This is a genomic window from Butyricimonas synergistica DSM 23225 (assembly GCF_000379665.1).
Taxonomy (GTDB): Bacteria; Bacteroidota; Bacteroidia; order Bacteroidales; family Marinifilaceae; genus Butyricimonas; species Butyricimonas synergistica.
Genome location: NZ_KB903359.1, coordinates 1,576,196 through 1,588,362, shown reverse-complemented (window position 1 = coordinate 1,588,362; position 12,167 = coordinate 1,576,196). Strand labels below are relative to the sequence as shown.

10 protein-coding genes and 2 tRNA genes are annotated in these 12,167 nt (G+C 45.7%); 6 read left to right on the top strand and 6 right to left on the bottom strand.

All coding sequences use genetic code 11. The features are described from left to right. Positions 1–87 precede the first annotated feature (87 nt). Both A3CY_RS0106960 and A3CY_RS0106955 read left to right on the top strand, forming a co-directional pair. A tRNA-Gln gene (locus A3CY_RS0106960) sits at positions 88–158 on the top strand. Between the two features lie 67 nt (positions 159–225). After that, positions 226–309 (top strand) — tRNA-Leu (locus A3CY_RS0106955). A 339-nt stretch (positions 310–648) separates the two neighbouring features. Here A3CY_RS0106955 and A3CY_RS0106945 read toward each other — a convergent pair. Then, on the bottom strand, positions 649–855 hold the full coding sequence (locus A3CY_RS0106945) for an RNA-binding S4 domain-containing protein (RefSeq protein ID WP_018337192.1): 207 nt from the start codon (positions 853–855) through the stop codon (positions 649–651). Positions 856–1,015: 160 nt separating this feature from the next. On the opposite strand from A3CY_RS0106945, the gene A3CY_RS0106940 reads away from it, so the two are divergent. Further along, positions 1,016–2,464 carry an OmpP1/FadL family transporter gene (locus tag A3CY_RS0106940; protein ID WP_026207401.1) on the top strand — a complete coding sequence of 483 codons (1,449 nt, stop codon included), beginning with the start codon at positions 1,016–1,018 and terminating at the stop codon, positions 2,462–2,464. A 119-nt stretch (positions 2,465–2,583) separates the two neighbouring features. Continuing rightward, positions 2,584–3,882, top strand: coding sequence for an NAD(P)/FAD-dependent oxidoreductase (locus tag A3CY_RS0106935; protein WP_018337190.1), 1,299 nt, complete (start codon positions 2,584–2,586; stop codon positions 3,880–3,882). A 17-nt stretch (positions 3,883–3,899) separates the two neighbouring features. Here the strand turns inward: A3CY_RS0106935 and A3CY_RS0106930 are convergent, their stop codons facing one another. Beyond that, positions 3,900–4,409 (bottom strand): bacterioferritin, encoded by a 510-nt coding sequence (locus A3CY_RS0106930; protein WP_018337189.1) that lies wholly within the window; start codon positions 4,407–4,409, stop codon positions 3,900–3,902. A gap of 119 nt (positions 4,410–4,528) precedes the next feature. On the opposite strand from A3CY_RS0106930, the gene A3CY_RS0106925 reads away from it, so the two are divergent. Both A3CY_RS0106925 and A3CY_RS0106920 read left to right on the top strand, forming a co-directional pair. Then, on the top strand, positions 4,529–6,712 hold the full coding sequence (locus A3CY_RS0106925; RefSeq protein WP_026207400.1) for a B12-binding domain-containing radical SAM protein: 2,184 nt from the start codon (positions 4,529–4,531) through the stop codon (positions 6,710–6,712). Positions 6,713–6,841: 129 nt separating this feature from the next. After that, on the top strand, positions 6,842–7,342 hold the full coding sequence (locus A3CY_RS0106920; RefSeq protein WP_018337187.1) for a flavodoxin: 501 nt from the start codon (positions 6,842–6,844) through the stop codon (positions 7,340–7,342). A gap of 77 nt (positions 7,343–7,419) precedes the next feature. On the opposite strand, the gene A3CY_RS0106915 is transcribed toward A3CY_RS0106920, so the two are convergent. The 4 genes from A3CY_RS0106915 to A3CY_RS0106900 all read right to left on the bottom strand — a co-directional run bounded on the left by A3CY_RS0106915 (position 7,420) and on the right by A3CY_RS0106900 (position 11,985). After that, a complete protein-coding gene (locus tag A3CY_RS0106915; protein WP_018337186.1) occupies positions 7,420–9,324 on the bottom strand; it encodes an AAA domain-containing protein in 1,905 nt (634 codons plus the stop codon). Positions 9,325–9,334: 10 nt separating this feature from the next. Next, on the bottom strand, positions 9,335–10,174 hold the full coding sequence (map, locus tag A3CY_RS0106910; protein WP_018337185.1) for a type I methionyl aminopeptidase: 840 nt from the start codon (positions 10,172–10,174) through the stop codon (positions 9,335–9,337). A gap of 58 nt (positions 10,175–10,232) precedes the next feature. After that, the gene (locus A3CY_RS0106905; RefSeq protein ID WP_040371289.1) at positions 10,233–10,973 is read right to left on the bottom strand and encodes a L,D-transpeptidase family protein; all 741 of its coding nucleotides are present in this window, start codon (positions 10,971–10,973) and stop codon (positions 10,233–10,235) included. Positions 10,974–11,106: 133 nt separating this feature from the next. Next, positions 11,107–11,985 (bottom strand): Cbp1 family collagen-binding glycoprotein adhesin, encoded by an 879-nt coding sequence (locus A3CY_RS0106900; RefSeq protein ID WP_018337183.1) that lies wholly within the window; start codon positions 11,983–11,985, stop codon positions 11,107–11,109. Between the last annotated feature and the right edge of the window lie 182 nt (positions 11,986–12,167).

Here is a 12,167-nt window from a genome sequence, read left to right as displayed (position 1 = left end):
TTTCTGCATTTTGTTTTGGTGAAATAAAAAAATGCTCTACATTTGCAGCGTCAAAATAACAAATGGTTGTTGAATTGACATGATGATTGTCCCATTGTGTAATGGTAGCACAGCAGATTTTGGTTCTGTCAGTCAAGGTTCGAATCCTTGTGGGACAACAATGAAAGTGGGAGACCTTGCAGCAGGTAGTTGCAAGGTTTTTTTTCCAAAGTTCTTCGATACTATGCCCAAGTGGTGGAATTGGTAGACACGCTAGTTTCAGGGACTAGTGGCCTTAAGGCTGTGCAGGTTCGAGTCCTGTCTTGGGTACATGAAACGTTTGATAGTCGATAACTATCAAACGTTTTTCTTTTTTAGTGAAATAAATGTTTGATAGAATGGCGTCATGTAAGAAATGATGTGGACTCAATTGAAAAAGGGTACTTATTTCATTTCGGGTAATAATTTCCCCTTTGCGATACATAAATTATTGGAGAATTGTTTGATTTCCCGTTGGAACGTGAGAAAGATAGGAGAATAGATCAAGTTTGTTCGCAATTCTCGGGATGGGTTTCTTCATTCGGGAATGAGAATAAGGAATGGAATAAGCATAAAAGATAGAAGTATAACAAATAAGCCGGCTACTATAATGAACAGCCGGCTTATTTATTATATCACTTGCACGCTTTGCCCGAGGGCGGTGATGATTTCACCTTTCGTGATTTTTGCTCGTTTGCGGAATTCGGGTTCACCGTTGCGGGTGACTTCGCCGGTTTCGACGAGGATTTTAGCCATGGCACCGCTTTCGGCGATACGGGTGGCTTTGAGGAGTTTTATCAACTCGATGTATTCGGTGTCTATTTCAAAGGTTATCATGGTGTGTCTATTTTGGGCACAAAGGTAACCAATTTTTGTTGCATACCGTAAAGTAGAAACAACTTGAGGGGGCGAATGTTATTTTTGTGCCTTAAAATTTAAAAATGACTATCTTGTATTTCATCAAGGGATAGTTTAGTAATAATGTAAAGAAGATAGTATGAAGAAATTAGTCGTATTAGTAATGACTTCTATTTTGAGCCTGTCGGCTTTTGCCGAGGGATATCAGGTAAATTTGTTGAGCACGAAACAGACCGGAATGGGACACGTGGGTGTCGGTATGAAGTTAGGTGCGGAGAGTATGCATTTCAATCCGGCGGGATTGGTGTTCTTGAAAACAAATATGGATTTTTCACTTGGGATTTCGGCAGTAATGGCGAAAGCAAAATATAGTAATGCGGGATATTCTGTTAAAACAGATAATCCGGTGAGTACGCCGTTATACGCTTATGCCGGGTTCAAGATTTACGATAATTTGGCAGCGGGTATTAGCTTGACGACTCCTTACGGGAGTTCATTAAAATGGCCGAAACATTGGGCTGGTGCTGATTTGATTCAAGATATTAGCTTGAAATCTTACGTGATACAACCTACGCTTTCTTACAAGATTACCGATAAGTTGAGTATCGGTGTCGGATTGCAATTGGCTTGGGGTAACGTGAATCTTTCCCGTGGATTGATGGGGGCAAAGGATTTTCAAGGATTAGGTGGTACTTTGGAAGGTTTGTTGCCTTATTTAGATCGTCTTCCTTTAACTGACACCGAGAAGCAAGGATTACAGGATATGGTGCTGTTGATGAAAAATACAACCGTTCCTCCAGCTTATGCTCGGTTGGAGGGGAATGCTCATATGAGAGCAGGGTTTAACGTGGGAGTCATGTATGATGTTTGTGATAAGGTGACTATCGGATTATCTTATCGTTCAAAAATCAAAATGCGGGTAAAAGAGGGTGATGCAGAATTGAGTTATTCTAATCGAAATATCGAGAATATGTTTGGTCAGATGGAGTTATTGATGGCAAAGTATGGAGAAGCGTTAGCTGGAGCTGGTATAAATATACCGAATATCTCTATTCCAAAATACGACCAAGGCTCATTCCATGCAGAGCTTCCGTTACCTTCCAACACAACATTGGGGGTAAGTTACCGTCCGACAGACCGTTGGGAATTGGCGTTGGATTTGCAATACGTGGGTTGGAGTGCTTATGATTCATTGAACGTGTATTTCAACGAGGCAGAATTGGGAATAGCCCCGATCAAGGCGGAGAAGAATTACAAGAATGCGATGACTTATCGTTTGGGTGCCAGCTATAAAGCCACGAAGCGTTTGGATGTTCGTGCGGGAGTTTATTTTGACCAATCCCCGATTCGGAAAAACTTGTATAATCCGGAAACTCCGGGTATGAATAAGTTGGGTATTTCTGCCGGGTTGACATTCGAGCCTTACAAGAATTTACAGATTGATGTAGCCTTCTTGTATATTCAAGGATTTGACAGGGACGGGAAATATCCATACAAGAACGTGGTGACGGGGCAGGATGAGTCGTTTGGTGGAAAATATAAATCTACGGCATTCTCACCTTCTATTGGTTTAGCTTATCGGTTTTAGGATATAGCCTGAAAATATAGGAAAATCCATTCGTTTTAAACGGATGGATTTTTCATTCAGTCAATAATGCAACGTTTCTTTGCATCTATTCGTACAATCCTGAAAATAGGTTGTTTATTATGGATGCAATAAGTAATATCCCGGGACAAGGGAAAAAGAAACGGGTTGTAATCGTGGGTGGTGGTTTCGGAGGGTTGAAGTTAGCTCGTAAATTAAATGATAATGATTTTCAAGTGGTGTTGTTGGATAAGAACAATTACCATCTTTTTCAGCCGTTGTTATATCAGGTTGCCACTTCTGGTATAGAGCCCAGTGCGATTTCTTTTCCTTTCCGGAAAATCTTCAAATATCGTCATGATTTTCATATTCGGATGTGCACGGTGGAAAAGGTCGTGCCGGAAAAGAATTGTCTGGAAACTTCGATTGGTGAGATTTCTTATGACTATTTGGTTATTGCCACGGGTGCCGGTACGAATTTCTTCGGTGATTCTTCATTGGTACAGCGTACTATGCAGTTGAAGACGACGTCGGATGCTTTATTCAATCGCAACCGGGTGATCGAGAGTTTCGAGAGAGCGTTGAACTGCACGGACGATGAAATCCGGAGGCGATGGCTGACCTTTGTTATCGTGGGAGGAGGAGCCACGGGTATCGAACTTGCCGGGGCATTGGCAGAGATGAAGAAGTTTATGCTTCCGAAGGATTACCCGGAGTTGAACTGGGACGAGATGCGTATCATTTTGGTTGACGGGGGCGATCGTCTGCTAGGTGCCTTTTCGGAGAAATCTTCCTTGGAGGTTGTCCGTAGTTTGACCCGTTTGCAAGTAGAAATATTGTTGAAAAAATTGGTAAAGGAATATGACGGGGAGAAGCTGACCTTTGTTGACGGGCAACAGATTGTGACGAACAATGTCTTTTGGGTTGCCGGGGTGAAAGCGAATAGTTTACCCGGTTTGCCGCAAGAGGTTTACGGACGGGGCAACCGTTTGCTAGTGGATGAATTCAACCGGGTAAAGGGGATGGCGGATATATTTGCCTTGGGCGATACGGCGTTGATGGTGACGCCGGATTATCCTAACGGGCATCCTCAGGTGGTGCAACCTTCTATACAGCAAGCTCACTTGCTGGCAAATAATTTGCGGAGTATGCTCAAGGGGAAGCCTTTGCGTCCTTTTAAATACAGGAATAAAGGTTCTATGGCGACGATCGGGAGGAATGATGCCGTGGCGGAATTATCCAAAGTACGTTTCCGGGGATTCTTTGCGTGGTCGCTGTGGTTGCTAGTTCACCTCATGAGTATTGTCGGGGTGAAGAACCGCCTTTTTATCCTGATCAACTGGATGTGGAGTTATGTTACTTACGACCAGTCTTTACGGATTCTGATAAAACCGGAAATAAAGAAAAGCGACCCGTTCTGAGTCGCTTTTTCTGTCAGTTATTCTCCCGCGGGAGCGGCTCCTGTTGCCACGCTTTTACTGCGCTCAACGGATTGTAATGCCAGATAGTTTGCCCCGAATTTCTCCAGGTTATCCAATTCGGTTTCATATTGATCCTGGTGAACTTCTTCTTCGGCAACCAATGCCTCGAATAATTTCTTGGATACGGCGTCGGCGTTCTCGGCACATTCTTTTGCCCAAGCGTTATAATCGTTCACGCTGCCTACTTCCATGGCAGTAGCGAGTTCCAACATCTCTTTGGGTTCATGGATTTTCTTCACTTCGCCGGAAACAACCATTTCAACCTCCCCTTTCAGGAACAAGATACGTTCTGCCAATTGCTCCACGTGCATCATTTCTTGGATGGCGGTACGTTTGAAAAGACCGGATAAAAGGTCATAACCCATATCGTCACAACGGAAATGAAAATACATGTACTGGTGTACTGCTAATAACTCGTCGCCCACTGCTCTGTTTAACAGTTCGATACTTTTTTCTTTTTTTGCCATAATAGTTTCAATTGTTAGTCATTTTTATGATTGCCAAATTATAAAAAAAATGTGATACATCCTAAATTTTGGCTTAGAATAAAAAAAGCGTACTTTTGTTCGTGTATAAAATGATGATTATGAATAATTCTTCTCCGGTGTTGCTGGTGACACCCCCGTTCACGCAATTGAATACACCTTATCCCTCGATGATGTACTTGAAAGGTTTCTTGAACACGAGAGAGATTCCTGCCGTGCAGGTCGATTTGAGCTTGGAGGTTATCTTGGCGATATTTTCTTCCCGGGGATTGACGGAGCTTTTTAATACCGCCGGGGAACATCCTTTGTCAAAGAACGGGAAACGGGTTTACGCTTTGAGGAAAGAGTATATTCGCACGATAGACGGGGTGATCGCCTTTTTGCAAGGGCGTAATCGGACATCGGCTTATTCGATATGCGAGGAAGGTTTTTTGCCAAGGGCAGGAAGGTTCGAACAGGTGGAAGATACGGAATGGGCATTCGGGGTGTTGGGAATGGACGATAAAGCCCGTTATCTGGCGACATTGTATTTGGAAGACTTGTCGGATTTCTTGAAAGAAACCGTGGATGAGAACTTTGGGTTCAGCCGTTATGCAGAGCATTTAGGGCGCTCGGCATCCTCGTTTGACGGGTTGGCTACCGAATTGGAAAAGCCGTTGAGTTTCACGGATAAATATCTCGTGAAGTTATTGTCGGAAAAGATCGAGGCTTATCGTCCGGATATTGTGGCGGTGACCATCCCTTTTCCCGGTAATTTGTATAGTGCGTTGCGGTGCGGGGAATGGGTCAAGAAGCATTATCCCGGCGTGAAGGTTGCCATGGGGGGTGGCTTTGCCAACACGGAACTGCGTTCATTGACGGATATTCGTTTTTTCGAGTTTACCGATTATTTGTTGCTGGATGACGGGGAGTTACCGCTTTTGCGTTTGATCCAGCATCTGCGGGGAGAGGTAGACGAGAGCGGATTGGTGCGTACTTTTATGGTTCGGGACGGGAAAGTGGTTTATCAAGATAATACGACCGGGGGAATGATTCCCCAGGGTGACGTCGGAGTTCCCGATTACTCCGGCTTGCTGCTCGATCGGTATATTTCCGTGATCGAGATGGTCAATCCCATGCACAAGTTGTGGAGTGACGGCAGGTGGAACAAGTTGACCCTGGCTCACGGGTGTTACTGGGGAAAGTGCAGTTTCTGTGACGGCACTTTGGATTATATCCGGCGGTACGAGCCGAACGAGGTGGCGACTATTGTCGACCGCGTGGAGCAAGTGATGGCGCAGACGGGGGAAGGGGGCTTCCATTTCGTGGATGAAGCGGCACCTCCCGTGTTGTTGCGGGAGATGGCTTTGGAAATATTGAGGCGACGCCTGACCGTGGTTTGGTGGGGAAATATTCGTTTCGAACGGACTTTCACGTCTGACTTGTGCAGGTTGTTGAAAGCGTCGGGCTGTATTGCCGTGTCCGGAGGGGTGGAAGTGGCGTCCGAGCGGGTATTGGCGTTGATTAATAAAGGGGTGACTTTACCCCAGTTGATACGGACGACCCATCATTTTACTTGTGCCGGAATCATGGTGCATACCTATCTGATGTATGGTTTTCCGACCGAGACCACGAGAGAAACCATCGATTCGCAGGAAGTCGTGCGGCAAATGTTCGAGCAGGGACTGATTCAATCCGGTTTTTGGCATCGTTTTGCCATGACGGCGCATAGTCCGGTGGGACAAGCCCCGGAGCGGTATGATACCCGAGTGACGGAGCCTCCTTTCCGTGGATTTGCCCGAAATGACGTGGCATTCGAAGATTTGAAGGGGGGCGATCACGAGCGGTTAGGGAATGGATTGAGTAGTTCTCTCTATAATTATATGCGGGGCGTGGGATTCGATTTACCTTTACAGAAGTGGTTTGATTTTAAGATTCCCTCCCCGAGCGTGCCTTCCCATTTCGTGGAACAGCAAATGGAGGAAAGGGAAACCGTGGAGGATTCGCTGATCCGCCGTCTTTACTGGATTGGGGGAGAAGTCGAGCTAGGTGCGGAGATTGTGAAGAAAGGAAAGAATGTGGTGGTCTTGCATGATTCCGTGCAGGATGTCAGTTTAAAGATGCAAAAAGAAAGCGCTTATTTTATACATGACATTCTTAACCGGGTAGGAATAGATCACCGGGAACCTTACCTGTTGAAAGACTTGTGCCGGGATTATGAAGCTGTAATCCACGAGGATTTCTTACCTTTCTGGTATAGCAAAGAGATGCAAATGATTCGTGAATATGGTCTGTTGTTACTTTAAAAAGAAAAGGGGGAAGCTCCGTGCAGTACCTCCATGTGGGGATAAGCTCGTTAAAATTTAGCTACTTATAGGGATTTCATGACGTGGTGGAAGGGTGTATCTTTGTCATGAACAAAAAGATAGACAAAGATGAAAACGATAGGTATATTTTATGGTTCCACGACCGGAACGACAGAAGGCGTGGCAGAAAAGATTGCTTCCCTACTGGGAACGACGAACGTGTATAACGTGGGTAACACGAGCGTGGATGAAGTAGATAAATATGATGTTTTGATATTGGGGAGTTCTACCTGGGGAATCGGTGAGTTACAAGATGACTGGGGTGTTTTCCTGGATAAGTTGAAAACAAAGAATCTATCCGGCAAGACCGTTGCGATATTTGGATGTGGCGACGGAATGTCATTCGGGGGTTCGTTCTGTGATGCCATTGGGATTATTCACGATGAACTTCAGGGAACTGGATGTAAATTTATTGGTAGCGTGGGTGCTGACGGATATAGTTATGATGACTCTGTGGCTTGCAAGGATGGTCGCTTCGTGGGATTGCCTTTGGATGAAGCCAACGAGCCGGAATTGACAGATAAAAGAATAGATACTTGGGTTCGTGATTTAAAACAAGTGATTTGTTGAGTCTAGTTGTTGTTTTTGAATTTGAGGGCTGTGGAATCAGCCCTCTTTTTGTTAATTAGACCGTTTTGTGTCGATTGTTATAAATCAATAATCTTCCCTCTTTCCCCGATATATTCGTACAAGGCTTTATAAAAGGGATGATGAGTAAGAGTGGGAGCATCGCCGAGAATGATGAGTTTCATGCGGGCTCGGGTGATGGCGACATTCATGCGGCGCAAATCGTTCAGGAAACCGATATTGCCTTCTTCGTTGGCACGGACGAGGCTGATGAGAATGACATCCCGTTCCTGTCCTTGAAAACCGTCGACGGTGTGGATGGTGATGAGGCGTTTCAGGGGATGAAAGAAGTGGTTGCGTTTAATGAGTTGGCGGATATACTGCACTTGCACCCGGTAAGGGGAGATCAGCCCGAAGTCAATGCTTTCTTCCAGGACTCGTTCCATGCCAATTTTCTCGATGTAATTTTGTAATTGTTGTACCAATAATTCTGCCTCGGGCTTGTTGATCCGCCCGAAAGTTTCGTTTACACAGTCTTCCGTGAGTTCGCAATGTGCCGTGTCAAACCATTCAATGGGAGTATCAAATTCGAGAATATTTCGGTGGCTTACCTCGGGGGAGGCTTGCAGTCGTCCCCGATAGAACCAATTCGAGGGGAAGCGCATGATGTCGTCGTGCATCCGGTATTGAATCTCTAGCATAGAAACGGTTTCCGGTCTTCGACGGGAAATCTTTTGCATCAGGGTATGATCCAGTCCGCCTCGTGCCGCCTCGATGCATTTGATCGTGGGAGGAAGTTGGCAATGATCCCCGGCGAACACGACCCGGTTGGCTTTAGTGATTGCAATCCAGCAGGCAGCCTCGAGTGCTTGGGCTGCTTCGTCGATAAAGAGGGTGGAAAATGTTTTCCCGTTCAGAATTTTGTTTGCCGAACCGACCAAAGTACAAGCTATTACACGGGCTTCCCCGAAAAGTTGGGCGTCTATCTTGATCTCCAGATCAATGGCTTGGTCCCGCAGGCGTTGCAAACGAGACCGTTCCGATTCCCGTTTTCCTCCTTTCAGGCGTTTCATGCGAGTTGTCGCTTCCCGGATAGCGTTACGAGTGGTGCGTAAGGTCGGGTAGGATGGGTGCGATTCAAATCTGCGCTCGTAAGTAAACGAGAGCATCTTATCGTTTACACGGGTAGGGTTGCCCACTCGCATGACGTTAACACCTCTGTCTAAAAGTTTTTCAGCGATCCAATCGACCGCGGTGTTGCTTTGCGCGCACACGAGTACCTGGTTTTCCCGTCGCAGCGTTTCGTACACGGCTTCCACGAGCGTGGTCGTTTTTCCAGTTCCCGGCGGACCGTGTACGACGGCGACTTCTTTGGCTCGAAGTACCCGGTTGACGGCTTTCTCTTGAGAAGTGTTCAGCCACATGAGGCGTATTGCCTGGATATCTCTTTGTTCCGGGGCAATGCTACCCAGAAGTACTTCTCGCAAATGTGATAAGCGGTTGTTTTTTGCCTCCATGACTTCGGTCAGGGCGGCGAACATGGTTTTGTATGAAGTGCCGTCAAAGTATAATTGAACGCCTAGTTCACGGGCGTTCTGTACGTCCAACAAGGCGTCGGGGTTCGGCAGCACGACCAGCATAGTATTCTCGTGCACGTAACTGATGGTTGCAGCGAAATTGAAATAACGGAGTTGTCCCGCATCATCAAACTTGAAAAAGCAGACTGGACGACCGTATTCGAAATTGTGTCCCGTCTCGTCGTTCTCCTCCCGCTTGATCTCGACAACCAGCTGGTTCAATGAATTGTAATAACTGCGTTTGGCTGTTACCGGATACCAACAAACTCCCTGCCGGATACGTTTCGGTATTCCGGCTCGTTGAGTCTGTTGATAAAAAGTCTCCTTCTCGAACTCGTATTCCTGTTGCAATAGCTTGTATTGCCGGAGCAAGTCGACGAGCGGAGAGTCTATCTGTTCGGTAGCCATGCGCGTGTGCTTACCAGGTTAGTATTTCTACTCCCGTTTCGGTAATCAGGATGGTGTTTTCCCATTGGGCGGAAGGTTGTTCATCCTCGGTAATAACGGTCCAGTCATTTTCCTCGTCGATGAATATATCCGCTTTTCCCATGTTAATCATGGGCTCGATGGTAAAAATCATACCCGGCACGAGAAGCATCCCCGTGCCTTTCCGTCCCACGTGTTCCACTTCGGGAATCTCGTGGAATTTCAGTCCGACTCCGTGTCCGCAGAATTCCCGAACCACGGTATAGCCGTTCTTTTCCGCATGGGCTTGAATAACGGCACCGATGTCACCGAGGAATCCCCACGGTCTGGCAACCTCTATTCCTTTCTCGAGGCATTCTTTCGTGACTTGCACGAGTCTTTGTTTAGCTTCCGAAACGTTGCCAATCATGAACATACGGGAAGCGTCGGAAAAGTATCCGTTATAGATAGTGGACACGTCCACGTTGATAATGTCCCCGTCTTGCAGGATAATGTCTTTGCTCGGGATGCCGTGACAAACTTCTTCGTTGATCGACGTGCACACGCTTTTTGGGAATCCCTCATAATTCAACGGGGCAGGGATAGCCCCGTGCGCCACGGTGAAATCGTACACCAGCGTGTTGATGTCGTCCGTGGACATTCCCATGCGAATGTTTGCCGCCACGTGGTCGAGCACGGCGGTGTTAATTTTGGCACTCTCCCGGATGCCTTCTATCTGTTCTGCGTTTTTGATGATCTTTCGGGGAGGAACGATGTGTCCCTGACGACGATAGGATTTCAATTTTTCCTCGATCTCCGGGGAAATTTTTTGATCGTTTTTGTTAAATAGCATAATGCTTTTCTCTTTTTATAATAGTACGCTAAGGTAATGATTTTCGAGATAGGTTATCCTATTTCGTGAATAGATAATTACCGAGGCGGTCAACGGAAACGTTCAATTCTTTTAATTCCTTGATAAATAGGTCGTGTCCCTCGCGTAAGTTATCCCAAAAATCAAGTATAAAGGGGTATGCCTTGTACGTGTCTTTGAATTGTTTCACTTTTTGATCCGTGAATTTGAAGGGGAAAATGTAGACGGGAATGTTTTTTTGTCCACATTGGCGGGCTTGCACAGCGTAAAGGTATATCTCTTTGATTTTGTCATCGGTCATCGGGAGGCATCCGACGGTGACACAATTGCCATGTATACATATACTGCCGCCCAGATTGGAGGCTTTGCTTTTTAGCCTGTCCGACGAGTTGGGGTAGTTGATCATCAGGGAAAGGTGATAATTACTTGTTGGGTTAAAATGATTGATGTGGTAGAAGCCTTCCGGAACTTGGCAATCGCCTTGCCGGCGTTTGGGGCCCAGGTGACCGGAACGGGCACAGATGCGGTAGGTGGTAACCTGTTTGTATTGGGCATCTTCCGGTGCTTTCGCATAAATGTTGAGCACTCCTTCTTGTTTGTATGCTGTAATCAGGATGTGGATGTTGTCGAATGAAAGCCCGGCTTTTTCAAGTTGTTGCCTCAAGAGAGTTTCCTTTGCCTGGTAAGCGTTTCTCACCCGTGGATAATTCTTTTGTTGTTTCACGAAATCCGGGTTGTTTTCCATGAACAAGCACAGTAGGAGAAGGAGGGGCATTTTCATAAGGCGTTTCTTTTCGTGGTTCATGCAAATTAAGTAAAAAATGCGCAAAGATGCAAATAGAAAAAGGTGTCCCGGAGAACCCTGGACACCTTGCCTGTGTGTGTTGTGTGTATATGAGTGTGTGAATTTGAAGTTACTCGTTAATCATCACTACTAAGTATTTGGTCTGTTTCCAAAATGCACTCGGGTTAGTGATCTTCAAAGTTTGCATTCCGTCGTTTCCGGCTTCCAAGGCGTATGAATCACTCGGGTGTACGGAAAGGATTTTTGCTTTCTTGGAATTCAATGCTATCGTGGTCAACTCGCGCATATCACCATCCACGAATGCCGCATTCTGTGCTTGCGTGGATACGATTGGCGGGCAGAAGATGCCTTGTCGCGTAATCACGTTAGCGTCTCTCAAGTTTTTCCGGGAACCCAGCAAGTAGTGAACCGTGTTCATCGTTTGATCTTGTTGTGAGATCGTTTCTTTTTGTGAGGTTGACTCTTGTTGCAGGTTTTCCACGTTCTGGTTCAATTCTGCAATTTGTTTCGTCTTGATGCCCAATTCTTTTTCTCTTGCGGCGAGAACTTGGTTGATCTCGTTGATCTTTTGGTCACGAACTGCCAATTCTTCGTTTAACCCGGCGATCAGTTTCTTGAACTGTGCCGATTGGGTCTTGTTAGACTTTTCCAGTTTAGCGATTTGTGCTTTGTAACCTTCGATGGCGTCGGATAAAGCTTGCACGTCATTTCTTAAAGATGTGATTTGAGCTTTGCTCTTGTTGCTCTTGCTGTCGGTTTGTGCTTCAACGGCAAGGATATGCTCTGCTTCACGGATGGATTGCATTCCGGCAGAAATGTCATTCAAGTCAGCTAGCAATTTTTCCATTTCATCACCTTGGGTATTGCTGATAGCCTGTAACGAATCTATTTTCGCTAATGCGGATTTATATTTTTGTGAGCTTTCCACGCAACTGCCTAGAAATGCAACAGAAAACAGACTAACCGTTAAAAAGATAAACGTTCTCATAGTTTTTATATTTTTGATGTTTTATTCTATGCCTAAGATAAAGCAATGGATGTGCCATGGGTATGTATTGTTTGTTAATATATTAATAATCAGAAATTAAGTTTTTGTATCTTGTTGGGGGATATGGGGAATTTATGACCTCACGTGTGGAATTTCTCCCCAGTATTTGTGTGGAACGATCT